The sequence below is a fragment of the Aristaeella hokkaidonensis genome (assembly GCF_018128945.1).
Lineage (GTDB): Bacteria > Bacillota > Clostridia > Christensenellales > Aristaeellaceae > Aristaeella > Aristaeella hokkaidonensis.
Map to the genome: position 1 here is coordinate 652,425 of NZ_CP068393.1, position 26,564 is coordinate 678,988.

Annotated in this window: 23 protein-coding genes; 12 read left to right on the forward strand and 11 right to left on the reverse strand. The window is 51.5% G+C overall.

The window, feature by feature from the left end; translation table 11 throughout:
- Positions 1 to 49 precede the first annotated feature (49 nt).
- The 4 genes from JYE49_RS03085 (at position 50) to JYE49_RS03100 (ending at position 4,247) form a co-directional block, all read left to right on the forward strand.
- A complete protein-coding gene (locus tag JYE49_RS03085; protein ID WP_093956012.1) occupies positions 50 to 1,090 on the forward strand; it encodes a threonine aldolase family protein in 1,041 nt (346 codons plus the stop codon).
- Between the two features lie 56 nt (positions 1,091 to 1,146).
- Positions 1,147 to 2,142: an alpha/beta hydrolase gene (locus JYE49_RS03090; protein ID WP_093956013.1), complete on the forward strand. Its 996-nt coding sequence runs from the start codon at positions 1,147 to 1,149 to the stop codon at positions 2,140 to 2,142.
- A 36-nt stretch (positions 2,143 to 2,178) separates the two neighbouring features.
- A complete protein-coding gene (locus JYE49_RS03095; protein WP_304583301.1) occupies positions 2,179 to 3,063 on the forward strand; it encodes a DMT family transporter in 885 nt (294 codons plus the stop codon).
- Positions 3,064 to 3,350: 287 nt separating this feature from the next.
- Positions 3,351 to 4,247, forward strand: a complete 897-nt coding sequence (locus tag JYE49_RS03100; protein WP_093956015.1) for a phosphotransferase — start codon at positions 3,351 to 3,353, stop codon at positions 4,245 to 4,247.
- On the opposite strand, the gene JYE49_RS03105 is transcribed toward JYE49_RS03100, so the two are convergent.
- The 6 genes from JYE49_RS03105 to JYE49_RS03130 all read right to left on the reverse strand — a co-directional run bounded on the left by JYE49_RS03105 (position 4,240) and on the right by JYE49_RS03130 (position 12,579).
- Positions 4,240 to 6,564 carry a bifunctional metallophosphatase/5'-nucleotidase gene (locus JYE49_RS03105; protein WP_093956016.1) on the reverse strand — a complete coding sequence of 775 codons (2,325 nt, stop codon included), beginning with the start codon at positions 6,562 to 6,564 and terminating at the stop codon, positions 4,240 to 4,242. The genes JYE49_RS03100 and JYE49_RS03105 overlap by 8 nt on opposite strands.
- 387 nt (positions 6,565 to 6,951) lie before the next feature.
- Positions 6,952 to 9,009 (reverse strand): ABC transporter permease, encoded by a 2,058-nt coding sequence (locus tag JYE49_RS03110; protein ID WP_093956017.1) that lies wholly within the window; start codon positions 9,007 to 9,009, stop codon positions 6,952 to 6,954.
- On the reverse strand, positions 9,006 to 9,770 hold the full coding sequence (locus tag JYE49_RS03115) for an ABC transporter ATP-binding protein (protein WP_093956018.1): 765 nt from the start codon (positions 9,768 to 9,770) through the stop codon (positions 9,006 to 9,008). Before JYE49_RS03115 ends, JYE49_RS03110 begins: the two co-directional genes overlap by 4 nt.
- 112 nt (positions 9,771 to 9,882) lie before the next feature.
- Positions 9,883 to 10,860: a sensor histidine kinase gene (locus JYE49_RS03120; protein WP_093956019.1), complete on the reverse strand. Its 978-nt coding sequence runs from the start codon at positions 10,858 to 10,860 to the stop codon at positions 9,883 to 9,885.
- Positions 10,861 to 10,864: 4 nt separating this feature from the next.
- Positions 10,865 to 11,539: a response regulator transcription factor gene (locus JYE49_RS03125; protein ID WP_093956020.1), complete on the reverse strand. Its 675-nt coding sequence runs from the start codon at positions 11,537 to 11,539 to the stop codon at positions 10,865 to 10,867.
- Positions 11,540 to 11,643: 104 nt separating this feature from the next.
- The gene (locus tag JYE49_RS03130) at positions 11,644 to 12,579 is read right to left on the reverse strand and encodes a class I SAM-dependent methyltransferase (RefSeq protein WP_093956021.1); all 936 of its coding nucleotides are present in this window, start codon (positions 12,577 to 12,579) and stop codon (positions 11,644 to 11,646) included.
- Between the two features lie 260 nt (positions 12,580 to 12,839).
- On the opposite strand from JYE49_RS03130, the gene JYE49_RS03135 reads away from it, so the two are divergent.
- The 6 genes from JYE49_RS03135 (at position 12,840) to JYE49_RS03160 (ending at position 19,717) form a co-directional block, all read left to right on the forward strand.
- A complete protein-coding gene (locus JYE49_RS03135; protein WP_179217181.1) occupies positions 12,840 to 13,424 on the forward strand; it encodes a formate/nitrite transporter family protein in 585 nt (194 codons plus the stop codon).
- 180 nt (positions 13,425 to 13,604) lie between these two features.
- Positions 13,605 to 15,326, forward strand: a complete 1,722-nt coding sequence (locus tag JYE49_RS03140) for an ABC transporter ATP-binding protein (RefSeq protein WP_093956472.1) — start codon at positions 13,605 to 13,607, stop codon at positions 15,324 to 15,326.
- A gap of 122 nt (positions 15,327 to 15,448) precedes the next feature.
- Positions 15,449 to 16,003: a GNAT family N-acetyltransferase gene (locus JYE49_RS03145; protein WP_093956023.1), complete on the forward strand. Its 555-nt coding sequence runs from the start codon at positions 15,449 to 15,451 to the stop codon at positions 16,001 to 16,003.
- A gap of 100 nt (positions 16,004 to 16,103) precedes the next feature.
- Positions 16,104 to 16,694, forward strand: a complete 591-nt coding sequence (locus tag JYE49_RS03150) for an MBL fold metallo-hydrolase (RefSeq protein WP_093956024.1) — start codon at positions 16,104 to 16,106, stop codon at positions 16,692 to 16,694.
- A gap of 82 nt (positions 16,695 to 16,776) precedes the next feature.
- A complete protein-coding gene (locus JYE49_RS03155) occupies positions 16,777 to 18,591 on the forward strand; it encodes a PP2C family protein-serine/threonine phosphatase (protein WP_093956025.1) in 1,815 nt (604 codons plus the stop codon).
- Between the two features lie 76 nt (positions 18,592 to 18,667).
- Positions 18,668 to 19,717, forward strand: coding sequence for a GNAT family N-acetyltransferase (locus JYE49_RS03160; protein WP_093956026.1), 1,050 nt, complete (start codon positions 18,668 to 18,670; stop codon positions 19,715 to 19,717).
- A 33-nt stretch (positions 19,718 to 19,750) separates the two neighbouring features.
- Here the strand turns inward: JYE49_RS03160 and JYE49_RS03165 are convergent, their stop codons facing one another.
- The 5 genes from JYE49_RS03165 to trhA all read right to left on the reverse strand — a co-directional run bounded on the left by JYE49_RS03165 (position 19,751) and on the right by trhA (position 24,026).
- A complete protein-coding gene (locus JYE49_RS03165; RefSeq protein WP_093956027.1) occupies positions 19,751 to 20,272 on the reverse strand; it encodes a cysteine hydrolase family protein in 522 nt (173 codons plus the stop codon).
- A gap of 258 nt (positions 20,273 to 20,530) precedes the next feature.
- Positions 20,531 to 20,968 carry a hypothetical protein gene (locus JYE49_RS03170; protein WP_179217182.1) on the reverse strand — a complete coding sequence of 146 codons (438 nt, stop codon included), beginning with the start codon at positions 20,966 to 20,968 and terminating at the stop codon, positions 20,531 to 20,533.
- A 149-nt stretch (positions 20,969 to 21,117) separates the two neighbouring features.
- Positions 21,118 to 22,683, reverse strand: a complete 1,566-nt coding sequence (locus JYE49_RS03175; protein ID WP_093956028.1) for a Y-family DNA polymerase — start codon at positions 22,681 to 22,683, stop codon at positions 21,118 to 21,120.
- 279 nt (positions 22,684 to 22,962) lie between these two features.
- Positions 22,963 to 23,244: a hypothetical protein gene (locus JYE49_RS03180; protein ID WP_093956029.1), complete on the reverse strand. Its 282-nt coding sequence runs from the start codon at positions 23,242 to 23,244 to the stop codon at positions 22,963 to 22,965.
- Positions 23,245 to 23,375: 131 nt separating this feature from the next.
- Positions 23,376 to 24,026, reverse strand: a complete 651-nt coding sequence (gene trhA, locus JYE49_RS03185; protein ID WP_093956030.1) for a PAQR family membrane homeostasis protein TrhA — start codon at positions 24,024 to 24,026, stop codon at positions 23,376 to 23,378.
- Positions 24,027 to 24,193: 167 nt separating this feature from the next.
- Here trhA and guaB point away from each other — a divergent pair, with 167 nt between their 5' ends.
- Positions 24,194 to 25,651: an IMP dehydrogenase gene (gene guaB, locus JYE49_RS03190; RefSeq protein WP_093956031.1), complete on the forward strand. Its 1,458-nt coding sequence runs from the start codon at positions 24,194 to 24,196 to the stop codon at positions 25,649 to 25,651.
- A 305-nt stretch (positions 25,652 to 25,956) separates the two neighbouring features.
- Positions 25,957 to 26,562: a lysophospholipid acyltransferase family protein gene (locus JYE49_RS03195; protein ID WP_179217183.1), complete on the forward strand. Its 606-nt coding sequence runs from the start codon at positions 25,957 to 25,959 to the stop codon at positions 26,560 to 26,562.
- Positions 26,563 to 26,564: the final 2 nt, after the last annotated feature.

The window sequence follows — 26,564 nt, forward strand, 5'->3', positions numbered from 1 at the left end:
ATCCTGTTGTTTAATCGTTAAAACCATTTCATGTGCGGAGGTAACCAAGATGATCTCCTTTGAAAGCGACTATATTGCCGGGGCACATCCAGAGGTGCTCAAAAGACTGATTGAGACGAACCTGGAATCCCTGCCGGGATACGGTTCGGATCCATATTGCGAAAGCGCCAAGAGAAAGATCCGTGAGACCATCGGTATGCCGGAGGCGGAGGTGTATTTCCTGACGGGAGGTACACAGACCAATGCTGTCGTTATCTCCACGCTGCTGGCAGATTACGAGGGCGTGATTGCCGCGAAAACCGGCCATGTGAGCGTGCATGAAGCGGGAGCCATTGAGTACACCGGCCATGAAGTGCTGGAGGTGCCGCAGAAGGATGGAAAGATCGCGGCAGAGACGCTGAAGGAGTACCTGACGGTCTATTACGGCGACGAAAGCCATGAACACATGACATTCCCGGGGATGGTGTATCTTTCCCATCCAACGGAGTATGGCACGCTGTATACGAAGGCGGAACTGGAGAGTATTGCGGCAGTCTGCCGGGAATACAAGATGTCGCTGTACCTGGACGGAGCCAGACTGGCATACGGCCTGATGAGCCATGATACCGATCTGACCCTTTCTGACATTGCCAGGCTGTGCGATGTGTTTTATATTGGCGGTACCAAGGTAGGCGCCCTGTGCGGCGAAGCGGTGGTGTTCACTAAGGGCAATATGCCGAAGCACTTCCTGACTTCCGTAAAGAAAAGAGGCGCGCTGATGGCAAAAGGCCGGCTGCTGGGCGTACAGTTTGACGCGCTGTTCACGGATGATCTTTACTTCAGGATCGGCCGACATGCTATTGAGATGGCTGAAAAGATGAAGGAGATCTTCCGGAAACACGATATACCGTTCTTCATTCAGTCTCCGACCAACCAGCAGTTTGTGATCCTGGAGAACAAATGGATGGAAGAGATCGGACAGAAGGTGGCCTACAGCTTCTGGGAAAAGCTGGACGAAGAACATACTGTAGTCCGTTTTGCAACAGGCTGGTCAACGACGGATGAAGATCTGAAGGCGCTGGAAGAAGCAATGGAAACAATGAATAATTAACGGTTGGGAACAGGACAAAAGAACCGTCCCCTTGTCTGGTTAGGAGGGAAAAAGTTATGTCGTATGAATTCAACACGCTTGGTGATTTGCTGAGCAACCCGAAGATCCGGCCGATTGCGCGGGACGCGATCCGGAACAGGAACCTGAAGAATGAAGAAGTATGGAATATGACGCTGAGCCAGCTGACAGAAGATCATGTCTTCTTCGGAAATATCAATAACGGTATCCAGCGCCTGTATGAGGCGGCGGATACCGGAGAATGGTATTATCCGCTGTACAGCGAGGAAGAGTGTGCAGAGGATGAAGCACGCAAGGGCGTCAGCCTGGTGTGGTTCCCGTCAGCCGATCCGGAGGCGGATAACCGGCCGTTTATACTGGTGGTGCCCGGCGGCGGATTTGTGAACGTGTGGAACCTGACGGAAGGCTGGCCAATTGCGGAACAGTTCAACCGCTGTGGATACCATGCGTTTATCCTGACTTACCAGGTGGACGGAGAAGACAGTCTGCTGAAAAAGAACATGGATGACTTTGCCCGGGCGCTGCAGCTGATCCAGGAGAAGAAAGAACAGTTCCATGTGCAGGCAGACCGGTATATCACCTGCGGATTCTCTGCGGGCGGATACCTGATCTGCCTGTGGAATACGAAGATGGGATATCCGGACCACAATCTGCCGAAACCTGAGGCAAGCTTCCCGGTCTATTCCGTAGTGAGCATGAAGTACGACGATGACGATGATGGTGAAGATGAGGACGATACGGAATGGCAGTACCGGATATTCGGCTGCCCAGGTGAGGAAGCAGTAAAGGGAGACTATGAGATTCCGGAACACGCGGAAGGTTTTCCGCCCTGCGCACTCTTTGCGACAGCCGGAGATGATCTGGTTAATCCGGAGCATTCGAAGATGCTGGCCAGGGTACTTGAGAGTATGAATATTCCCTGCAGGCTGGAAATCGGACCTGAAGGCGGACACGGCTTCGCGGACGGCTCCGGCATGTGTATGGCCGGATGGACAGAACGCGCCGTTAAATGGTTTGAATCACTTCAGAAATAAAGCATAAAAACACACTGAATGCAGCGGGGTGATGACATGGGGGATAAGACAAACGATCGCAGATCGGTCATCATGATCGTTGCGTCCATGCTCATTTTCGGGACAATCGGCCTTTTCAGGCGGTATATTCCGTGCTCTTCAGCATTCCTGGCTTTTGTGCGGGGAATTCTCGGCGGACTGCTCCTGCTGGCTTTTACGCGGATAAATAAAATGAGCACCGGAGAGAAACTACCGCGGCAGACGGTGACCTGGCTGGCAGTTTCCGGGGCTGTGATCGGTATCAACTGGATGCTGTTGTTTGAGGCATACAATCATACGACTGTCGCAGTGGCGACCCTGTGCTACTATATGCAGCCCACGATTGTGATGCTTGTTTCGCCGCTGCTGTTCCGGGAAAAACTGACCAAAAGAAAAGCGATCTGCGCTGTAATAGCTGTGATCGGTATGGTGCTTGTATCAGGAGTGACAGAGGGCGGCGGAAACGGAGCCGGGAACCTGAAAGGTGTGCTGCTGGGCCTTGGCGCAGCGGTATGCTATGCTTCCGTGATTATCATGAACAAGAAAATCACCGGCGTGGACGCGTACCGGAAGACCACGATTCAGCTGCTGTGCGCCGGACTGGTAATGGTTCCGTATATGCTGCTGACAGGCGGAATTGACGGGGCAGGATTCAACACCACCGCTGTTATACTGTTGCTTGTGGTGGGGGTTATACACACAGGATTTGCCTATGTACTATATTTCGGCAGCATGGACGGACTGAAAGCGCAGTCCATTGCCATGCTCAGCTATATTGATCCCGTGACAGCACTGCTGCTGTCTGCGCTGGTGCTCAGGGAACCGCTGAGCGCGGCGGGAGTAGTGGGGGCAATTATGATTCTTTTCTCTGCAATACTTGCAGAAAAAAGAATCAATGAATAATTAATACTTTGCGATCGCCGTATTCCATTTCTGCATCGTCATAGACTCGCAGAAATGGACGGCTGTAGCATGGCAGTCGTATTCCGCAATCTCAATGGTCGCAACTCCACACAGTGGAGATCGCTCCCTTTCGATTGACCTCAGGCCCGATGAGATTTCCGCCACTGGCGGTCATCGGCTCTTCGCCCAAATCAAAGATTTGGACAACTGCTCAATAACTTAAAACTTAATAATGAGAGTGTGTTACAAAACTGGTTGAGAAAAAAACGGTTATGGGGATTTGATATATGAGTATTTTTCTTGAGAAAACGGAAGATGTGGGAGCACTGAAGCCGGTGCTGGAGAAGTTGGCGGGGAACAGCGAGTTTGAGGCATACCGTTTCTGCGATGATTTTGCGGATATCCATAAGCGGTATGACGTCTTTAAGATTGTGTATTCCGGCGGGGCAGCCATCCTGAAGCTGTATGATGAAGCCCCGGAAGCTTATGAATGTGAGAAAAAGACATATCAGTCATTTCCGGCGGGGGCGCCGGTTCCGCAGGTGTTGGGATTTGCTGACGGATTCATGCTGTCAGAGTTTATCCCCGGCGATGACCTGAAGGAAGTTACGGATGAAACGGCTGCAGCCGCGGGAAGGTCCGTTGCGGAGATTATGAACGCATTCCCGATGGACAGGGAGTATGACAGGACAGAAGCGGATAAACTGATTGCCCGCCGGAAAGAACGGGCGGAGTTCCTGCAGAATGAACCGCTGCTCCGGGAAGCATATGCAGCATACCTGGACAGACTGAAGGATATGCCGCTGACCATGGAGAACGGTGATTTCCTGCCAATCAACTGCATATACAACGGAGAACGGGTTTATATCATTGACTGGGAGTTTGGCGGCTTTCTGCCCTATGCCCTGGATATTGCCCGGTTTATGGCCCATTCCGGAGAAGGTAAAGAATATACTTACCGCATGACAGACAAACAAAAGCAGATTTTCATGGATACAATCTATGAAAACCTGCTTGTGAAACCGGACAGGAGTACCTTTGGCCGGGATATTCAGATGGCGCTAATGGACGAAATGGTTATTATCCTGAAAAGGTATTTAACTGATCCGACTGTGCCGCGTGAGGCAGAATTTAACCTGTATTACAGCCGGGCTTGCGATATCGCTAAGAAACTGCTCAGCTGAGGGGCTCATAGAAATTGAAGATATACTGCCCGGAGGTGCCCTGAACGTAGGTGGTGAAGCGGTCGGAGTAGAATTCAAGTGCCTGCTTGTCCCGGGCACCGACATTCACGATGATCCAGCCGCCATAGGCTTCTTCCAGCTGCCAGAGGCTCAGGTCATCTTCGGACGGGCCTTCGGTCAGCTTCAGTCCGCCGCCGGAGACGCAGGAAAGATACCGGCCTTCCGGATCGGAGAATGAGAAGCGGCCTTCCGTGTCCACATGGGCTGTGAGCAGCAGCGCGTTTTCCGGCAGGGTATCCACGAGGAACTCCCCATAGGCATTGATCTTTGTATCATCCAGGCCGCCGTTGGATTCACGGGCAGTGAGCGCACAGCCCTGGGATTCGTTATACAGGACATAAGTATAGCCGTCCTTTGGCTTCTGCGCCAGGGAAGCAACCTTTGTTCCTTCGTAAGCGGGGAGCGCGGCGGGATCCGCAGAATAGACAATCTTCCAGTACCAGGTAAAGGCGTCCGGCGTCAGGGCGCCTTTTTCTTCTGTTTCCTTGCGGATGTAGGCCGCAATGGAGTCCTGGATCGTCATGCTGCCGCCATCCTCCAGCTGGGACCAGAGAGCATCATCCGCACTGAAAGCGCGAAGGCCGCAGCGCTCGTTGCCCAGGAGATAGTTATTCACGGCAACCAGGTAAAGAGCATCCCGGTCAAAGGCCCGGCCATTGGCAAAATCCTTTATGCCGATGCGGTGTTCCTCCGACCTGGACATATCGATCACAAAGTTCAGACCGCCGAAAAGGATATTGGTAAACTGATCTCCCATGGTATGGAAATACGCGTTTCCGTTCATGACCCGTACTGTCAGGCGGTTCTTTGCGTTTTCTTCCATGATGGATAGGATATCCCGGCCGTACATGGGCAGAACCAGCAGGTTGTTGGCATAGCGGTACAGGCGGTAGATATCCTTCATGCTGATGTTTCCGGGCCAGATGGTGAAGCCGGTGCTGCTGACGGAGGTTATGGCCATATCCACGTCCAGGTGGTCCAGACCGGTAGCTGCTTTCAGGGATACCAGGCCGGATTCGCCGTATTTCAGCCGCATGGCTTCGGTACCGCCGTCCATCATGGCAGCGCTGACCAGATCCATGGAATCCGTCTGCTTTGTATAGAATTCGCTGCTCTTGTCCCAGTAGCCGCCTGCGACACCGACGGGCGCTTCCACATCGGCTTCGGCAATAGCAGCGTAGGGACGGATTTTTTCTTCCAGGGCAGAATCTGTATCAAAGGCACGGAGCTGCAGGTTTTCGGAAGAGAGCATCTGCCACTGCAGGGCGCCGTTTTCATCCTCGGAAAAGCGGAAAACGGTCTTTGTCAGATCCTGGCCGCCGCCGTTGACTACAGGAATTTCTTTCCCGGCGGCATTGGGGATGAAGGTGTTGGAATAACCGGTGGAGTGGTCATGACCGGCAATCAGGAAATCAATGCCTTCTGTTTCCCCAATCATCCGCATTCCCTGACTTTCAGTATTGGCACCGAAGAAAAGGCTGATATCCGTATCCCCGATACCGCCGTGATAGGAGACGATGATGAACTCACAGCCTTCTTCCTTCATGCGGGGAAGGTAAAGCTCCGCTTCCCGGGCGTTGGAGAATTCATCATTTCCTGGATGGACAAAACGAATGCCGGGATAGTTGACGGGCAGATCCCAGCGGGTGATATCCACGTTTTCAAAGCCCAGGATGCCGATCTTGTGCTCATGTCCATTGACTGTGACGGTTTTGATGACATAGGGCGTAAAGACGTTTTCTCCGGCTTCATGGGCCGGGTCACTTCCGTCATAACAGGCATTCGCTGCCAGGACGGGAACCCCGTTTTCCTCCAGCCAATAATAGGTATCGCTCATGATATCCCAGGCATAGTTGAATTCATGGTTGCCCAGGACGAAAGCGTCATAGCCGATCTCCTTCAGGCATACGGCCATGGCAGGCTGGTCTGTGGATTCTCCGGAGGCGCGCATGAGCAGCTGAACCTGGGAGACAGGAGTACCCTGGAAAAGGTCGCCGTTGTCGATCAGCAGGACGTTTTCGGGATCGTACTCCTGACGGATCTGCTTTACGGCAGTGGAAACCCGGAGCATATTGTTGTTTTCGGCAGCTCCGGTGAGGATATTGGTATTCCAGCACTTGCCGTGCATATCTGTTGTGGAGAGAATTGTGAAATCGGTGAAGGAGCCGGGGGCAGGTATGGCAGACGGCTCCTCAGCAAAGGCAATGCTGAAGAGGAATATAACGCAGAGAAGAAGAGAAAACAGCTTGCGTGGCAAAAGCAAAACCCCCTTTATAAGCAGGCAATGGTAAGCGATGTGTATGGGAATATTATAGCACAGGGGAGAAATGGATCAAAAATGAATACTTAAAACTTAAGACTGAAAACTTAAAAATGAGCGTCCTTCGGACGTAGTAAGGGATTCCTCGATGCGTCCTTCGGACTTGCTCGGAATGACACTCTAGCGCCCTGACGTATGGCTGTTCCAATTGAGTTCCCGAATGTGAATGGGCGGGGAGATCTTTCGACGCGCTCATTTCATTCGCTTGCTCAAGATGACAAGTTTAGGGGCATTGTGTTCCGATTGAGTTTCCGAATTTTGATGGGCAATAAAAGAGCCTGCCGGGATGGCAGGCTCGAGAGAAGAGAGTGTGTTGTCAGGGGATTAGTCGTTCTGACTGAGTCCGCTGACAATGCGATAGTAGACTCGTGAAGTCAGGCGGTAGACGATCGCATAGAAGATGCCGAATACCACGAAGCTAATGAGCGTTGTGCGCATGAAGAGCGCGACGTCTGTCAGGCTGAGGATAGCAAGCATTTTCCGGATCATCGGGAAAGCAAAGATCAGGTGCAGACCGGCGAAAGCCAGCGGAAGGGCGAAGACCGTCAGCAACTGAGAGCTGATGCTGGAACGGATTTCCTTCTTCGTCATACCAACTTTCTGCATGATATCGAAGCGCTTGGCATCCTCGTATCCTTCAGAGATCTGCTTATAGTAGATAATCAGCACAGCAGCGCAGACGAAGACGATGCTCAGCAGGATGCCGATGAAGAAGAGACTGCCATACGTGCCGTAGAAATCTGCGGAACCTTCAGCACGGGAATCTATGGAGATCCATTTGGTGGAATCATCCGTGAAGATATCACGGAGTTTTTGCCTGACGTCATAATGCAGGGTCATTTTCAGGTCGGTGTTCTCCTCGTCGGACAGACCAGTGTCAAAGTTGTATTTCCACATGGACTGAATTTGCCGGCCGGACGCATCCTTTTCTTTTTCCAGACCTTCGATGGCAGTGGTCAGGTCAGCAACGGCGACGGTCATGGTCGGGAAACCCATACCGGAAGTGGTGCCGCCGGTATCTTTCCGTTCATAGTGCCGGATTTTCCAGCTGCGTGTCTTATTGCCCATGGCCAGGGTCAGGGTATCATCGGTATAATCCATGCCGTCGGTAATCAGCACGATCTCATCAGCGGCGAGATCCAGAGGCTTATTATCCGAAGTTTCAATGGAATCGGGAGAAACCAGGTAGATTTCCCGCAGGCTGTTGAAATCTGCTCCCAGGCTGGCTGTTTCATAATCACACTGGATGAAACCGTCGGCCTGGACACCGCTAAGGCTGATGAACCGCTCTTCCTGGATATTCTTCGGGGTAATGCCGTTTTTCTGCAGGACGTCCAGGATCGCAGAAGCGGCCTGGTCCGGAGTGCCGTCCATCAGCTTTTCGGGATCGTTCAGGTTAACGGAGAAGTTAATCTCACGGGGATAGTTTTTTTTCAGGGAATCCTCTGCACCGAACCACATACAGGTGGTGGTGGAAAGCATGACCAGAATCATCGTGGCGATGATGCAGATGGAAGCCAGACCGGCACCGTTCCGTTTCATACGGAAGGCCATGGAGGAAACGGAAACGAAGTGCTTTGCTTTGTAATAGTAGCCTTTGTTTGACTGCAGGATACGGCACATCTTTACACTGCCGGTGACCATGAGCAGATAGGTTGCCACGATAACCATTACTACAGCAATGAAGAACAACAGGATAGCTGTGACCGGGTTGCTGACGGAAATGGCGATATAGTAGGCACCGCCAAGAATGAGCACACCCAGGATGGCGAACAGCCAGTTGCCCTTCGGGGGCTTTTCACCGGCATTCTCAGACTTCATCAGGGAAACAGCATTGGCACGGGCGGTGCGGATGACCGCGGAGAACATGAGCAAGCCAAAGATGAGGGCATAGAACAGGAGGGTCTGCCAGATGGAGGCGGCATGGACACGGAAAACAAAGTCGATTGTACCGCCCAGCAGGTTGACCAGTCCCAGCTCTGCCAGCTTGGAAAGGAGAATGCCCAGGAACAGGCCGCAGGTTATCGCGATAGCAAAGGTGATGACATTTTCCCAGGCGATGATACGGACCAGATTCCGTTTACCCATACCCAGCACGTTGTAAAGACCAAATTCATGGGAACGGCGGCGAAGCAGGAATGAGTAGGTGTAGTACAGGAAAATCAGGGAAAAGACCAGGATGACATACCGGCCAAGGTTCATGATATCGTGTACGAGGGAACCACCTCTTACAATAAGTGCAAGCGCCATGGGGGAAGTCAGGTAGCTGAGAATATAGAATACAGCCACCATGCAGATGCAGGTCAGCAGGTAAGGTCGTGAAAGCTGACGGTTTTTACGCAGACCATCCCATGCCAGGCGAGGATAGAAGAAGGTCTTCACGCCCGCTCACCTCCCTGGGCCAGCAGGGTCAGCGTGTCAACAATCTTCTGATAGAACATATCATCGGATTCCTCACCGCGGTACAGCTGATGGAACACTTCACCGTCACGGATGAAGAGCACACGGCCGGCACGGCTGGCGGCACGGGCAGAGTGAGTAACCATGAGGATGGTCTGGCCCATACGGTTGACATCCGCGAAAAGGCGGAGCAGTTCGTCAGAGGATTTGGAATCCAGGGCGCCGGTGGGCTCATCGGCGAGGATCATTTTAGGCTGTGTGATCAGGGCGCGGGCAACGGCCGCACGCTGTTTCTGACCGCCGGAGACTTCATAGGGATACTTTTTCAGCAGGTCTTCAATCCCCAGGGAAACCGCAATGGGCATAAGGGTAGCCCTCATTTCCTGATAGTCTTTACCGGCCAGCACCAGGGGCAGGTAGATATTATCTTCCAGGGTGAAGGTGTCCAGCAGGTTGAATTCCTGAAATACAAAGCCCAGGTTGTCACGGCGGAAGGAAGCCACTTCATTCTCCTTAATCCTGGAGAAATCCTTGCCCTCCAGCAGGACGGTGCCGGCAGTGGCCTGGTCCAGCGCGGCCAGGATGTTCAGCAGGGTGGTTTTACCGGATCCGCTTTCACCCATGATGGCAACGTATTCGCCTTCCTCTACGGAAAAATTAACATTCTTCAGCGCTTCGACGGACTGACCGCCGAACCGTGTTTTATAAACTTTCTTCAGTCCTTTGACTTCGAGCAGACTCATTTGCGAGTTCCTCCTTACATTTCGTTTACGCCCTTATTGTAAAGGCGAAAGCCGATCCATTCCATCGAATCGGCTTACAATAAGAGAGGCAAAACGAACAAAACTGTCACATTTACTCAATATTCAGTTTCCGGGTGCCCAGATCCACCCGTACGGTTGTGCCCTGATCCGGTACAGATTCAATGGTTATACCATGCCCCAGGTTGTCGCAGACACGCTTGCAAAGGCTCAGTCCCAGGCCGCTGGCACGCTTATCTGCCCGGCCGGTGAGACCTGTATAGCTGCGCTCAAAAACGCGGGGCAGATCTTCCGGGGCAATACCGATGCCGGTATCACGGATGCACAGAACGGCAGGATCCTCCAGATATACAGATACGGAGCCTTTCGGCGTGTATTTGAGGGCATTGGAAAGGAGCTGCTCCACCACAAAGGAGAGCCACTTTTCATCCGTAAGCACTTTAATGTTTATGGGGGTATAATCCAGCTTCAGCTTCCGGCTGATGAATTCCCCGGCAAACTGCTTGAAGACCGGGCGCAGGATGCTGTCCAGATCCGTTTCACGGATTACGTAATCCGTACTGCTGCCTTCCAGCCGCAGATAGGTGAGCACCATGGAAACATATCGCTCAATACGGCCAAGATCGGCCAGCAGGACGCGGGCCTGGGCAGTATCCTCCTGCTGCAGGCGAAGGCGCATGGAAGCAATAGGTGTCTTAATCTGATGTGCCCAGAGGGTGTAATAGTCCATCATGGCGTTCATATCCGTTGCGGCACGGGTATGGGCTTCCCGGTTGCGCTCCCGAAGGAGACGGACGATTTCGCGGTAGTCCGCGGCTTCCACATTCCGGACTTCCGGAAGGTCCGTATCCATCTCCCGGATGGCGGAGATCAGCTTATGCATGTGCAGGGTCCGGACATAATCAATGATCAGCGCAATCAGCCCCAGAACCGCACACAGCGCGGCAGGGTAGAGTACCGCCTCTGTCGGCAGGTGATAGAGGGTAAAAGAGAAAGCCATGATGCCTGCAAAGCAAGCGAACAGCAACAGGATGGTGGCTTTGCTCCTCAGATATTGTAAGAACAGTTTCATCTTCTTACCCCACCAGATAACCTTCACCGAATTTGGTAGTAATAAAATCACTCACGCCGGCGGCTTCCAGCTTTTTGCGCAGACGGCCTACATTGACCGTGAGGGTGTTTTCGTCCACGAAGGAATCCGTTTGCCAGAGGGCCTCCATGAGCTTTTCACGGCTTACGATTTTTCCTTTGTTCTGCATGAGGGTGAGCAGGATCCGGTATTCGTTCCGGGACAGATCCAGCTTCTGCCCGTTGCAGGTAAGGCTGTTGTCCCCGGTGTTCAGGACGATGCCCTGGTGCTCCAGCACAGGAGCGGAACCGGCAAAGTCGTAGGACCGGCGGAGCAGGGCCTGTACCTTTGCCACAAGGACATCCGGATCGAAGGGTTTGGCAATGAAATCATCCGCGCCCATGTTCATGGCCATGATGATGTTCATATTATCAGAAGCGGAGGAAACGAAGATCACAGGCACGGAAGAGGCTTTGCGGATTTCCGTGCACCAGTGGTAGCCGTTCATGAAGGGCAGGGAGATATCCAGCAGCACCAGGTGCGGCTTAACCCGGTCAAAGTCCTCCATGACACGGCGGAAGTCCGTGACTGCCTCGGCCTTAAGACCCCAGCGGGACATGGCGGCGCAGACGGCGTCGGCAATGCCCTGCTCGTCCTCCACGATGAGAATACGATATTCCATAGGAACTCCTTTGAATACAGGCGGTAATAGCGGCTTCAGGGAAGCGGCAGCCTGTATCTGGATTTTACCATATTATTGGAAGAATGGACAGAAGGAGACCGGCGTCATCCGATTTCCCCGCGGGCAAAGAGGTTATCTTTTCCCATGCCGCAGACATAAGGATTGCTGTCATAATGGTGACAGAAATCCAGGAAATCTTTCTTCTGTTCCGGGTCGTTCATGATTTTCACCAGGATTTCATTGGGGATCGTCCGGGCGAAAGCTCCGGGGCCCGCCAGGGCAACGTCCTTCACGCCGCAGTTTTCCAGAATCTGCTTCAGTTCATCCGGCATAAAGTGATAGGTGATGCACCAGGGCGTCTCACCCCGGTCATAAGCTTCTTTGGTTTCTTCCACATCGCACAGGAGACCGGTATCCAGCGTCTTCAGCAGGTTTTCCTCCCGGAAGGTGAAGCCGTCGATCATCTGTTGTCGGCTGTTCAGGCACCACTGAACCCAGCTGTCGGAGCTGTTTTTATCCAGGATGAACTGATTTTTCTGCAGGGGATTGGCCAGATAGGGCAAGGCACCAAGACGGCTTGAGACGCTGAACATGATCCGCTTTTTCGCGATACGCACCAGCTCCCGGATTGTCTGCTCCTGATTGGGCCAGGTATAGGAAATGGGTGCGTCAAAGGACATGACCAGGTCAAAACTCCGGTCTGTATAGGCAGAGAGATCTTCCAGGGCACCTTTGACAAAGGTGATGTGGTCGAGGACGCCTGCTTTTTCTGCCAGCTCCCGGGCTTTGTCGATCATGGCCTGGGAGATGTCGAAGTGGGTTACCTGCAGTCCCTGACGGGCCAGCAGGATCGAGAAGCGGCCGCAGCCGGCACCGCCGTCAAAGACGGTCTGAATGCCGTCCAGGTGGCTGAACAGCTCCCGCTCGATATGCGCCTTCTGCACGATATCGTCGATGAAGGTCTGCTCCCGTTTCGATTCCAGTTCTCCCTTGTCCGGGAGGTTCCACATCCGTTCGGAAATCTTTGTGCTGTAATCCATATTTCTCTTCTCCTTCCGGCTTGTGTACATTATAAACTAAAACGCCACAAATAATACCCTTTCAGGCATTATTTGCGGCGTCGCTCAAAACGTACATCACACACAAACCATGTATAAATATATCAGAAACACAAAACATGTCAAGAAAATGACCAAACTTACGTGAATATTGAAAATAAAAGGCAGAAGATGTTTGACATTGACCGGTTTTCCGGTTACGATGAGGGCAATAATCTGAATATGACCGGAGGATGCGAGCGATGAAGACTACACTGAACCGGTCCGCGGCGGCGGGCGTCCTGATCTGTATGGGCTGTATTGTTAACCTTAAGGTAGGCGGCGGCATTCCGGGAGCAGTGCTCTTCAGTGCCGGACTCTGGTTTGTGGTGAACTTTGACGCGGAACTGTTTACCGGACGGGTAGCACGGAATGACTACGATCCCCTGCAGAAACTGATCATGCTGGTGATGAATGTGATCGGCGCAGGCGTATGCGGCATTCTGGCTTCGCTGTGCCTGCCGGAAATCCGGGAAGCGGCACAGAAAATCGTGACAGGCTACCAGGATCCGCTGAAGGTGATCTGGCAGTCCGTGATGTGCGGCATGTGCATGTATCTGGCCACTACCCAGCCGAAGAACAAGGATATCAGCCGGCTGCCCTTTGTTGTATACGGCGTGGCGCTGTTCATCCTTTCTTCCTATGCTCACTCCATTGCCCTGGCGGGTTACGCGGCCATCGCGCAGGGGATTGCCTGGTGGGTGATTCCGCTGGCAGCGGCGGGGAACGCGGGGGGAAGTTATCTGATTAAGTTTTTGCTTATGCAGAAAACTAAATCAGATAACTGAATGAATACTGAAAACTGAAGACTTAAAACTTAAAAATGTGTTTGTTTTTTCAGCTTTTCAGGCTTCGTTTTGTACACCGATCTTTACAGGTTTTGATAATTTGTAAATGAGAATTGATCTGAGAAAGGTATATATACCATGGAAGAAAGCACGAAGCGGAGCAGGAAGGAAACCGCGGGACTGCTGAAACGGTTCATAGCCTATTACAAACCTCATAAAAAACTGTTTGCCATGGATATGACAGCTGCGCTGCTGGTAGCAGTGATCGGCGTTGTCTATCCGATTATTACCCGTACGATGCTGAACACGCTGATTCCGGACAGGAACTACCGGATGATCGTGATCTTCGGCATTACGCTGCTTGCACTTTACTTTATCAAGATGCTGCTGAATTACTTTATCCAGTATGAAGGGCATATGATGGGCGTATATATGCAGGCACGAATGCGTACGGATATGTTTGCCCATCTGGAAACGCTGCCTTACAGCTTCTATGATACCCATGAAACCGGCAAAATCATGAGCCGGATGACGAATGACCTGTTTGAAGTCAGCGAGCTGGCACACCACGGACCGGAAAACATTATCATTTCCGTGCTGAGCATCGTGATTTCATTCATTTACCTGAGTACGATTGATATCTGGCTGACGCTGATTATCTTTGCCTGCGTACCGTTCCTGGTTGTTATCTCTATAAGCCTGCGCAAGAAAATGCGCCAGGCATTCCGGGATACCCGGTCCGCGGTTGCTGAAATTAACGCCAGTATGGAAAGCTCTATCTCCGGTATCCGGGTAACGAAGGCTTTCACCAATGCGGAGAAGGAAAAGGAAAAGTTCGAGATCGGGAACGGGAAGTTCCAGAAAGCCCGGCAGGGCGCCTACAGCGCAATGGGACGTTTCCACAGCGGCAATACCTTTGTGACGGACGTGTTCAACGTGGTGGTGCTGATTGCCGGCGGCCTGTTCCTGTATAACGGCCGGATCCAGTTCGGTGACTATTCCGCTTTCATTGTTTCCGTGAATATGTTTATCGGCCCGGTGATGACGCTGATCAACTTCATGGAGCAGTTCGAAAACGGCGTAACGGGCTTCGAACGGTTCTGTGAGATCATGGATGCAAAGCCGGAAACGGACAGCCCGGACGCGCAGGACGCGGGGCTGCTGGAAGGACATATCGAGTTCAGGGATGTCAGCTATGCCTATGATGAGGACAAGAACGTACTGCGGCATGTGAACCTGAACATAGAGAAAGGCAAAACATTTGCCCTGGTTGGCCCCTCCGGCGGCGGCAAGACCACAATCTGCCACCTGATCCCGCACTTCTATGACGTGATGAGCGGCGAGATCCTGCTGGACGGCAAGGAGATCAACAGCCTGACGCTGGAAAGTGTGCGGCGGAATATCGGCATCGTGCAGCAGGATATCTACCTGTTCAACGACAGCATGAAGGAGAACATCCGCTACGGCAAGCTGGACGCAACGGACGAGGAAATCATCCTGGCAGCAAAGCGGGCCAATATCCACGACTATATCATGAGCCTGCCCAACGGCTATGATACGAACATCGGCGAGCGGGGCGTCCGCCTCTCCGGCGGACAGAAACAGCGCCTGTCCATTGCCCGGGTGTTTCTGAAAAATCCGCCGATTCTGATCCTGGACGAGGCGACCAGCGCGCTGGACAATACCACGGAAATCCTGATCCAGCAGGCACTGGATGAGCTGTGCAAAGGCAGAACCACATTGGTGGTGGCTCACAGGCTGAGCACGATCAAAAACGCGGACGAGATCGCTGTGGTAAGCGATGGACGGATCACGGAGCAGGGAACCCATGAAGAACTGATGGAGAAAAAGGGGACGTACTTTGAACTGTACCAGTTACAGTTCAAAGCAAATGCAGTGTGATCCATAGATCACATTGCATTTGTAATGAATACTGAAAACTTAAGACTTAAAACTTAAAAATATTATTGTCTGCCACTAATAAATGGCGGATAATTCCGAACTCAAGAGGATATGGGATTGTTATGTATGAAGTGTTGGAAGGGAAGAATATACGGCTGAGGAAGGCCAGAAAAGAAGATTATCAGTCCATGCTGAAGCATGTGTGGGGGGATGAAGCGGTTTACAAGTGGATGCTGTATCAGCCTACACTGACGGAAGAAGATGCTATCGAAAGATGCCGCAGGAGCATGGAGTTCCAGAAGGATCACTACGCGTACTTTGTGGCACTGAAGGATACGGACGAGGCTGTTGGACTGTGCGCGATCAAGGAGACTGCTCCGGGACACTATGAGGAAAGCGGAATCTGCATCGGCACTGCATTCCAGGGGAAAGGATACGGCAAAGAGATTGTAGCACTGCTCTTGAAGCTGGCTTTTGAGGAGCTGGGTGCGGAAGATTTCCGGTACGGGTATTTTCTTGATAATGATAAGTCAAAAAAAGTGGCAAAATCCTTTGGATTCCGTTATGATTATACCTATGAGCTTACCAGAACTTGGGATGGCTGCGTAAAAACGATTGAATCGTGCATTATGACGAGGGAAGAATACGAAAGCAAATTCATAATTCAGAATTCATAATTCAGAATTATTTTTGTGTATGATATGGTTTGTTCCTTCGATTGAAGTTCTGGATTGACAGACGATAGTGAAGGAATCCATTGATAAAAAGGATTGGTGTATGGACAGAAAAATCATTAATGAACGGATCAGCTACATAGAGGCGACGGAGGAGCCGCTGTCCGCGGATATCGGAATTATCCGGTGTGGTGATACTGAATGGCTGTATGACGTGGGAAATGATGAAAGAAGCCTGGCCGGACTGGACGGGCAGTACAATGTGGTGCTGTCCCACTTCCATCAGGATCATACCGGAAGCCTGGACAAGATCCGGGTTGGAGAACTGTATGTGTCCGGGGCAACCTTCCGGCACACAGGTTGGGGAACTGTTGTGAACGGTGAACTGACCATCGGAGACCTGCGGATTTTTCAGATCCCCTCCAGTCATACGAAAGGATGCCTGGGGCTGGAAATCGGGAATGAATACGCGTTTGTAGGGGATGCCCTGTATTGTAAAGCGAAGGACGGGCACTATGCTTATAATGCCCAGCTGCTGAAGGACGAAATAGAGGTACTGAAGGAACTGAAAGCATCAAAACTGCTGGTGAGCCACTTCAAGGGTCTTGTACGGCCGAAGGATGAAGTGATCGCGGAACTGGAACAAATCTACAGCAAGAGAGAAAAGAACAATCCGGATATCAGAGTGGGATAATAAACCGGAAAAAAGGAACTGTTCCCGGTATAAATCCCAGTGAGCTGATACGGGAAAGATCAGGAAAGAGAAGGAAAAGCACATGAGAAAAAGAACCATCTCAAACACCTTCCTGCGCTGGCTGCTTCTGATTGTTGTCCTGGCGTTTGCTATGTCCATGATCTTTTCCTGGACACTGCAGACAGGCTTGTCCCAGCACAGCGCGGCCAATCTGCTTCGGCTGAATATCAAGGATGTGCGGCAGGATGTTGTTGACGCTTCTGACGCGAATCTGCTGGCACTGACAAGAGCCATTGCCCATGAAATTGACAACGGGGCACCGGTGAATGAAGTGGGACTTTCTTCGCTCATGAACTGGCATAATGTTGCGGAGATTAACATCATCAATCAGGACGGGATTATTACAGGAACCACACATGCCGCATTCCTGAACTATGATATGCGGAGCGGGGAACAGTCCGCTGAGTTTCTCTGCCTGCTGGACAGTACGGAAACGGAGTATGTCCAGAGTTATCAGCCAACAACCTATGATCCTTCACTGCTGCGGAAATACGCTGCGGTAAAACTGAAGCAAGGCGGCTTTGTACAGGTGGCCTACGACGCTGAACGTTTTCAGCGGGATATAGATCATCTCGTAATCAAAGTGGCCCGTAACCGTCATGTGGGGCAGGAAGGCTGCATTATCATCGTTGATGAAAACTGGAATATTGTCAGTGACCGGAATCACAATGAAGGACAGAACCTGTTTGTAACCGGGATCTGGATTGACAGGGATACCATGCCGGAGGAGACGGTTTTCCGTACGGATGTATACGGAGAACACTGCTCCTGCATGTATGTGTTTACAGAAGGATATTATCTTGTAGCAACGATGCCGGAAAATGAGATCCTGCTGCAGAGGAACACATCAGTCCAGTTGACAGCCATCCTGGAAATACTTGTTTTCGTGACGCTGTTTGTCGTCATTTTCATGCTGGTCCGGAAACTGGTTGTTAATAATATTAACCGGGTGAACAACTCCCTTTCCAAGATTACCCAGGGTGATCTGGAAGAGACTGTAGACGTCCGCTCCAATACGGAGTTTTCCTCCCTGTCTGATGACATTAATGCTACGGTCAGCACCCTGAAGCAGTATATTGCCGCCGCCGCAGCCCGGATTGATGAGGAGCTGGCTTTTGCCAAGAACATTCAGCAATCCGCACTGCCCTCTGTCTTTCCGCCTTATCCGGACAGAACGGACTTCAGTCTGTATGCCACGATGAACACGGCCAAGGAAGTGGGCGGCGATTTCTATGATTTCTATCTGCTGGACGAAAACAAGCTTGCCTTCCTGGTTGCGGACGTTTCCGGAAAGGGAATTCCGGCAGCGATGTTTATGATGACCGGCAAGACGGTGCTCCGGGGATATGCTGAACGGGGAGATATGCCTGCGGATTTGTTTTTCACAGCCAACAACAAGCTTTGTAAAGGCAACGATGCCGAGATGTTCATCACATCCTGGATGGGCTTCCTGGAGACGGATACCGGCCTGGTCCGTTTTGTGAACGCCGGACATAATCCGCCGGTATTGATCCGGAACGGAAAGGCGGCCTTTATTGAACAGAGGGCTAACCTGACGCTGGCTGCCATGGAAAACATCAAATACCGGGAGCAGACACTGCAGCTGGAACACGGGGATATCCTGTTCCTGTACACAGACGGTGTGACCGAGGCAACGGACGCGGGCAACCAGCTTTTCGGTAATGACAGACTGCTCCAAACACTATCGAGAACTTTCAGTACAGATATGGAAGGCTGCAGGGAAGTCTGTGTGACAGTCAAAGAAGACCTGGATCGCTTTGTCGGTGAGGCTCCGCAATTTGACGATATTACAATGCTGTGCCTGTACTATAAGTAATTCAGAATTAAGAATTCAGAATTCAGAATTATAAGTACGAATGGTCAACAGAAGCATATTGATTGGGAACAGGGATATGTTTGATTATAAAAAGCATTTTGATTCATACTGCAATGAGACCGGGCTGGAACTGAGCCTGTGCTTTGATATGCCGGAAGGGTATGAGACCGCGAACGGTACATATGATGATGGAACAAAAACTGTCTATATCAATGCAAAACTGCTTGAAGCGGCTCCTGATTTTGAAAAAGCGTTCTATCTTTTCCATGAGCTGAGGCACGCGGCACAGTACCTGAAGCCGGAACAGTTTCCCGAGCTGATCCGGCGCAGCCTTCAGTATATGATTCAATATGATGGAACCTGCTATAAGCTGGTAAACGGTGATTACGCGGCCTGTGAACTGGAAGGCGGGGAAGAACGTTTTACAGAGTTGTACCTGGGACAGCCTCATGAAATGGATGCCAATAACTACGCATTTGAACAGACACGGAAGATTTTTGGAGAACCTGAAGAACTGAAGAAACTGTACGGGTTCTGGACGCCGAAGCAGTCCATACCGGACAAAGCATATCAGACCGTCTACGCGGAAATCGATGAAAAAGTTGACAACAGAACCGTCCCCTTGTCAACTTTCATTCTGGTCAAGCCGAATGAAGCATATGCGGAACAGATCATGGCTTACAAGGAAGAATTCACGGACTGCCTGGACTGGCTGCATGGAGCACGGGGACTACGGTACAGCAAAGATCCGGAGGAATGGTTCCGGTATATTGCTGAGCATGAAGAAAACTATACCCAGTTCCTATATGTGCGCACAGCGGACAGCAAGATTGTCGGTATGATCGGTGTACAGCATCGTCCGGATGGCCCTGAGGAAACATGGGGCGGACATATCGGCTATTGTGTTTGTCCGTCGGAAAGGAAAAAGGGATACGCCACACAGATGCTGCATGACGTGCTGCCATACTGCAAAAGCATTGGCCTGAACCGGGTGCTGCTGACTGCCGGAGATGAGAATGAAGGCAGCGTCAGGGCAATACTCGCTAACGGAGGCGTGCTGGAAAACTACGTAAAGACTCCAAGGCATGACGTGCCGGTAGGCCGGTACTGGATTGAGATCAAATAAAAAAAGAACGTGTCAGGCGACACGTTCTTTTACTTACTTGCCCATCATTTCGATGGCTTCTTCCATCGTTACGCTCTCAACAATCTCTTCCCAGACGTCCTCGTTGTAGTATTTGACGGTGGTTTCACCGGTCATGTAGTCATTGTCGAAGGTGGAATTGGTGCCTTCCGGAATGATGACTTCAAAACCTCTTTCGAACGCGGATTTTACGGTGGCGTCGATGCAGTAATTGGTCTGGAGACCGATGATCATCAGGCGCTTATCTTCCTGTGATTCCATATAGGCTTTGAAGTCCTTATTCCCGAAACAGCTGTTAATGGTCTTGACGAAGACTTTTTCACCTTCTTTGGGAGCGACTTCTTCAGCAATTTCAAAGGCTTCGTCTCCGACGGAGAACCCGCTGCCGGCACCGGCGTCATGCTGGACGTATACGACTTCCACGTTGTTCTTCCGGGCCGCGTCAATCAGTTTGGTTGTTCTCTCCATGAAAGTGTCAAAGGCATAGAGTTCATCGTCGATCAGGGCGTTTTGCATATCAATAACCAACAGAATCATATATTTGTCCTCCTGAGATGCAGTGCTGGGAAGTATTTTACAGTATACACCACATAATTAGCAATATGGAAAAGGGCCGTTGAAAATGAAATTTTGCGGCCAAAGCCGCAATGTGAAATGTGCTACGCACATGAAATAAATCAGCTACGCTGATTTGTGAAATATCCGGCCAGGGGCCGGATGTGACAGATAGTGTAAAGGCAAGATAAGAGTAATGAGTGAAGAGTGAAAAGTGAAGAGTGTAGAGTCTTGACCTGCTTATTGTATAAGCAGGTCAAGAATGCGAGTCATGTCGAGGGCGAGCTGTTTGGCGGGGAAATCATCATTGAGGATGATCAGCCTTTTTTCGACAGGTTCAATTCTGCGGGCATGACCGGTGACGGTCTCATAACGGCCGCCTGCTTTATGCTGATCTGGAATGAAAACCATGACAGAAACCTGCGGACGCTGCCCGGCGGACAGCATCTCAGACAGACGGCGGAACTGCTCATCCAGCAGATCCTGCTCTGATTCTCCGAGGGAGATTTCCCGGTCCGTGATCCGGGCCTCCTCATCCACCATTTCCTCATAGCCTGAGAGCGCCGCAAAAGGCGCAAACTGGGCCGCACGGTCGTGGAGACTCATATGCGGGCGAGTGGCAGACTGATGGTGAGGGAGGGAAAGGATGTCCATGTAGGGGAAAGGCTCATCATTCATAATTCGCAATCCTTATAAATTCATAATTCATAATTCAGAATTCAGAATTATCGCCTGCGGGCGAGAAAATGAAAACTTAAAACTTAAGACTTAAGACTTAAAAATGTTTCACCTACGGCGAAGGAGAAACGACACGTATATAAGGTGGGTTAGGCACGGTGACCGCCGACCTGGCCGTTGCGTTTGATGGTCATGGCGCCTTCTTCCAAGTTCATGCCCTTGATCATAGCGCTTTTGCCGAAGCGTTCCTGGATATCCAGGGCGGCTTCCTGCAGGCGCTTTTCCTTTGCGTCTGCGGCGGCTTCTTCTTCCTTCTGCCGGGTGAGAGCTTCATAATCCGTGAAGAGATCCAGCTGCAGGGGACCTTCCTCCGGGATATCTTCCTCCCGGATCAGGCCGACAGCAACCACATAGATCCGGCGAACAAGCAGATCAGGGTGAATAATCCTGTCATACAGTTCCATCATTGCATCTGAGATGCGCCGGGTGCTGCTTGTCCAGCGATCCAGATTGCCGGTACCATGGGCGTACTTCGGAATGATCCGGCCGTATGGATCGGCCGAGATGGGGCCGTTATAGATTTCACCGGTAGAAGCAATGCGGAAAATGGATTCCGGCAGGGAACGCCCCTGCTGCGCTATGACAATACTCGCCTGATCATAGCAGACAGTGAGCTCAATCTTCCGGGTGACAAGGCCCTTTTTCACCAGATCCAGGGTCAGCAGATCCGTCATTTCCCGGACGAGCAGACGACCCTTCTTCGCATCGCAGGCTTCAGACAGTACCTGGCCACTGCTGAGACTGTTGGAGATTGGCCGGTAGGATTTGATATCTGAAATCCGGGTCGGTTCCCAGCCCCAGGCGTGATCGATGATCAGCTCCGCATTGATGCCAAAGGCCTTATAGAGCAGATCCTCATGCGTCAGGCTCAGACGGGCGATATCTCCCATGGTATAGCAGCCCAGCTTTTCCAGGCGGCGGGCGAGACCGAAACCAATGCGCCAGAAATCCCTCAGGGGCTGATGACACCAGAGCAACTCCCGGTAGCGCATCTCATCCAGCTCTGCGATACGGACACCGTCCTGATCCGCAGGAACGCGCTTGGCTACGATATCCATGGCGATCTTGGCCAGGTACATGTTGGTGCCGATGCCGGCTGTGGCAGTGATGCCGGTGTTGTAAAGCACATCCCGGATCATGGTCATGGCCAGCTCATGAGCTGTCATATCGTAAGTTTTCAGATAACCGGTGACATCCATGAAACATTCATCCACGGAATAAACGTGGATGTCTTCATCACTGATATATTTCATGTAGATGGAAAAGACTTTGGTACTGACTTGTTCATAGAGCCTCATGCGCGGCGGAGCAACGATGTAGTCCAGCTGCAGGGAAGGATCCGCCGCCAGCTCCCGCGCGTCAGCAGACTTGCCGGAGAAACCATATTTCCCGTCCGGACCGCGCACCGCTTTACCCAGACGGATGGCGTTGCGCAGACGCTCAGCGTTGATTTCTTTTACACGCTGAACCACTTCGAACAGACGCGCACGGCCGGCAATGCCATAGGCCTTGAGACTGGGGGTGACGGCAAGGCAGATCGTCTTCTCCGTGCGGGTGGCATCTGCCACAACGAGGTTTGTGGACAATGCGTCCAGATTCCGTGCGGCACATTCCACGGAAGCATAAAAGCTTTTGAGATCGATAGCAATAAACATAGTTATCAAGCAGGAGGTAGGAAGTAGGAGGGAGGAAGTATTTTAATGAATACTGAAAACTTAAAACTGAAAAATGGTGGATAAAACAGCATTCAGAAGCTGTTTTTTCATGAATTTTATATTGTCTTTTGCTTCGCAAAAGAATGATATGTTGCTTCGCAACATGATATATCGGCTTCATGCCGATATGATAGGTTCGACTTCGTCGAACATGATATGTTTGGCTGCGCCAAACGTGATTAGTTACTTACCGCTGTACTACAGGGAAGTTGGAGTGGATTAGGCTTCGACATACCAGCGGCCAAGACGGGCGCCGAGGCGGTCAACAGAGCGTTCAAAGAAGAGATGGCGCTCCTGACCATGGATGATAACAGTATAGCAGTCCAGCAAGTGGCTGTCACCAGCAGGACGGAAGGCGCGGACTTCATCAATATTGAAAAGACGCCCGTCCGGCCAGAGAATGGCACGGGGCTGCATATAGCCGGTGGAATCAAAATCAGAAGTGACCTTGACGTACAGACGATCAGACACAGGTGTCCATCCTTTCAATTCATAATTCATAATTCATAATTCAGAATCATTGGTTTGCTGGTTTGCAAATCAAAATTATGAGTTATGAATGATCCATCTGGATGATAGCACAATAATATAAAATTATCAACAGAAAAGCACAAAATTATTGTGCTTATATATCAATACAGGAAGAAATAAATGCCGAACCAGTGGATTACCGCACCGAAGAAGACGAAGAAATGCCAGAGGAAATGGGCTCCCTTTTTCTTCATTGCAAAGGGAATGATACCCACGGTATAGATGACGCCGCCGATGAGCGTGAAGAGGAACAGAGGCAGGTTTTCCCGCAGCATGCGGGGCAGGAAAATCAGGCCGCACCAGCCCAGCACGATGAACAGCGTGATGTGGAGCGCTTTGGGACGCCCCGGACCGAAGACGGCAACAAAGACAATGCCGGTGATAATAATTGCCCACTGGACGCAGCAGAGGATTGTTCCCAGCTGACCGCCCCAGAAGAGCAGCCACATAGGCGTGAAGGTACCGCCAATGAGCAGATAGATGGAAATATAATCGAACCGCCGCCAGACGCGCTTGACGGTGGAGCCCCAGCGGAAGGAGTGATACAGGCAGCTCATGAGGAACATCATGACCAGGCAGAAACCATAGACAATTGAGCAGAAGAGCTGCGTGGAGGTATGTGATTTCAGAATCAGCAATACGAGACCGGCAATAGCGCACAATGCACCCACACCGTGGGTGACAGCATTGCCGACTTCTTCCAGAATGGACCGTTTCGGCGGCTCGTTGAGTTTGCGGGAATCTTTTTTCATGACAATATCTCCTGTAAATAAACCGGATAATGAACGGTATGGATTATACCACAATTGAACCGGATGAGACATTCTGATTTTCTCCAAAAACAGCCGGACAATAATTGACAGAGAAGCTTGATTTTTGATAAAATACACTTTAATTATACGGAGGGAGGATACTAGGGATGCTGCAGGATAAAATCAGGGAAGGATTGACTTTTGACGACGTACTGCTGGTACCGGCGAAGAGCGAAGTACTACCCCGGGATGTGGACCTTTCCATCCAGCTGGCGAAGAACATTAAACTGAATATTCCGATGCTGAGCGCCGCCATGGATACCGTGACGGACAGCCGCATGGCAATCGCGATGGCTCGGGAAGGCGGTTTGGGAATCATCCATAAGAACATGACGATTGAGGAACAGGCAGCCCAGGTTGACAAGGTCAAACGCAGTGAACACGGAGTTATCACAGATCCCTTTTATCTGAGTCCCGAGAACCTGATCTCTGACGCGGAAGAGCTGATGAGCCGTTACCGGATCAGCGGCGTTCCGATCACCCGCGAGGGTAAACTGGTCGGCATCCTGACCAACCGGGATCTCCGGTTTGAAACAGATTACAGCCGCCCCATTGGCGAAGTGATGACCAGCGAGAACCTGATCACCGCTCCCGAAGGCACAACCCTGGAAGAAGCGAAAAAGATCCTGGCCTCCCACCGGATCGAGAAGCTCCCGATCGTGGACAAGGACGGCATGCTGCGCGGCCTGATTACGATCAAAGACATTGAGAAGACAAGCAAATATCCCAACAGCGCCAAGGACGAGAACGGCCGGCTGCTGTGCGGCGCCGCAGTGGGCGTGACGAACGATGTGTTCGAACGGATCGACGCCCTGCTGGCTGCCAAGGTTGACGTTATCAATATCGATACTGCCCACGGCCATAGCCTGGGTGTGCTGAAGCAGGTGGAGAAGATCCGCAACAAGTATCCGGATATTACCCTGTTTGCCGGCAACGTGGCAACGGCTGCCGCTACCCACGACCTGATCTCCGCCGGCGTGGACTGCGTGAAGGTTGGTATCGGCCCCGGTTCTATCTGTACCACCCGCGTGGTTGCCGGTATCGGCGTACCGCAGATCACAGCCATTTCCGACTGTGCTGAGGAAGCAGACAAATACGGCGTACGCGTAATCGCGGACGGCGGCATCAAATACTCCGGCGATATCGCCAAGGCCCTGGCAGCAGGCGGAAGCTGCGTTATGCTGGGCAGCCTGCTGGCCGGTACCGAGGAGAGCCCCGGAGCTATGGAAATCTATCAGGGCCGTTCCTTCAAAGTTTACCGCGGCATGGGCAGTCTGGCAGCTATGTCTGTCGGCTCCAAGGACCGTTATTTCCAGGAAGGCCAGAAGAAACTGGTTCCCGAAGGCGTGGAAGGACGCGTACCTTACAAGGGAACACTTGCAGATACCATCTTCCAGATGGTTGGCGGCTTGCGTGCCGGTATGGGATACTGCGGAGCCAAGACCATTGATGACCTGCGGAAGAACAGCCAGTTCATCAAGATCACCGGCGCCGGCCTGGCCGAGAGCCATCCGCATGATATCTCCATCACGAAGGAAGCGCCCAACTATTCCCGTTCAAATTAACATTTGAACAGGAAATGAAATAAATCAGCTGCGCTGATTTGTGAAATATTTGACTTCGTCAAATGTGAAATATTCGGCTTTGCCGGATGAGAATTTTTACCCGGAATTAAAGGTATCTGCGCAGTTGATACCGAATTGTTTATAAGAAGCTAAGAAGCCTGTCGTTTCGCATAATAAGTTATAAACATTCCTGTTATGTCATCCTCAGCTTCGCTTAGGATGACATAATAGCAAATGGAGGAGAAAGAATGGGCAAGCGGTTTTATAAACTGGCGGGAGCCACAGTCAGACTCTTCAGTCACAAAATGAAAACGGAATGGGAAGAGCCCTTTGAGGATGGTCCCTGCGTATTTGTAGTTAATCATGCCGGATCCAGCGGACCGGTGGATATGTGTGCCAAATTCCCGCTGCGGGATAAAATACATCCCTGGGTCAACAGTGAAATGCTGAATCCCAAGGAAGTTCCGGCTTACGTGCGGAAGGACTACTGGTGGAAGCCGGACAGCTTCTTTGCGCCTGTACTGAATGTGACTGTACCATATATTGCTTCAGCACTGATGCCGCCAATGCTCCGCAGTATTCCGCATATTCCGGTATACCGTGATCAGCGGATCATGCTGACCCTGCGCCAGAGCGTGCGCGTGCTGCAGAAGGATCACTACCTGCTGCTGTTCCCGGAAATTCCAGGACCCGGAAAAAACAGCCACCGGCGGATCAATACCGGGTGGCTGCGTCTGGGACAACTATGGTACAAGGCCAGCGGCAGAGCACTGAAGATGTATCCTGTCCACGTGGATTATAAGAACCATATTTTCAAGGTGGCCGCTCCTGTATGGTACGACCCGTCCCGCCGCTTCAGCGAGCAGGAGAAGGAACTGGCCGAAAAACTGACCGCAGGAATCAGGGGCTGACG

Bases quoted from the DNA above. Each gene is read 5' to 3' on its own strand.
- JYE49_RS03085 (WP_093956012.1), top strand. From the start codon at position 50: ATGATCTCCTTTGAAAGCGACTATATTGCCGGGGCACATCCAGAGGTG.
- JYE49_RS03090 (WP_093956013.1), top strand. From the start codon at position 1,147: ATGTCGTATGAATTCAACACGCTTGGTGATTTGCTGAGCAACCCGAAG.
- JYE49_RS03095 (WP_304583301.1), top strand. From the start codon at position 2,179: ATGGGGGATAAGACAAACGATCGCAGATCGGTCATCATGATCGTTGCG.
- JYE49_RS03100 (WP_093956015.1), top strand. From the start codon at position 3,351: ATGAGTATTTTTCTTGAGAAAACGGAAGATGTGGGAGCACTGAAGCCG.
- JYE49_RS03115 (WP_093956018.1), bottom strand. From the start codon at position 9,770: ATGAGTCTGCTCGAAGTCAAAGGACTGAAGAAAGTTTATAAAACACGG.
- JYE49_RS03120 (WP_093956019.1), bottom strand. From the start codon at position 10,860: ATGAAACTGTTCTTACAATATCTGAGGAGCAAAGCCACCATCCTGTTG.
- JYE49_RS03125 (WP_093956020.1), bottom strand. From the start codon at position 11,539: ATGGAATATCGTATTCTCATCGTGGAGGACGAGCAGGGCATTGCCGAC.
- JYE49_RS03130 (WP_093956021.1), bottom strand. From the start codon at position 12,579: ATGGATTACAGCACAAAGATTTCCGAACGGATGTGGAACCTCCCGGAC.
- JYE49_RS03135 (WP_179217181.1), top strand. From the start codon at position 12,840: ATGAAGACTACACTGAACCGGTCCGCGGCGGCGGGCGTCCTGATCTGT.
- JYE49_RS03145 (WP_093956023.1), top strand. From the start codon at position 15,449: ATGTATGAAGTGTTGGAAGGGAAGAATATACGGCTGAGGAAGGCCAGA.
- JYE49_RS03150 (WP_093956024.1), top strand. From the start codon at position 16,104: ATGGACAGAAAAATCATTAATGAACGGATCAGCTACATAGAGGCGACG.
- JYE49_RS03155 (WP_093956025.1), top strand. From the start codon at position 16,777: ATGAGAAAAAGAACCATCTCAAACACCTTCCTGCGCTGGCTGCTTCTG.
- JYE49_RS03160 (WP_093956026.1), top strand. From the start codon at position 18,668: ATGTTTGATTATAAAAAGCATTTTGATTCATACTGCAATGAGACCGGG.
- JYE49_RS03165 (WP_093956027.1), bottom strand. From the start codon at position 20,272: ATGATTCTGTTGGTTATTGATATGCAAAACGCCCTGATCGACGATGAA.
- JYE49_RS03170 (WP_179217182.1), bottom strand. From the start codon at position 20,968: ATGAATGATGAGCCTTTCCCCTACATGGACATCCTTTCCCTCCCTCAC.
- JYE49_RS03175 (WP_093956028.1), bottom strand. From the start codon at position 22,683: ATGTTTATTGCTATCGATCTCAAAAGCTTTTATGCTTCCGTGGAATGT.
- JYE49_RS03180 (WP_093956029.1), bottom strand. From the start codon at position 23,244: ATGAATTATGAATTGAAAGGATGGACACCTGTGTCTGATCGTCTGTAC.
- trhA (WP_093956030.1), bottom strand. From the start codon at position 24,026: ATGAAAAAAGATTCCCGCAAACTCAACGAGCCGCCGAAACGGTCCATT.
- guaB (WP_093956031.1), top strand. From the start codon at position 24,194: ATGCTGCAGGATAAAATCAGGGAAGGATTGACTTTTGACGACGTACTG.
- JYE49_RS03195 (WP_179217183.1), top strand. From the start codon at position 25,957: ATGAAAACGGAATGGGAAGAGCCCTTTGAGGATGGTCCCTGCGTATTT.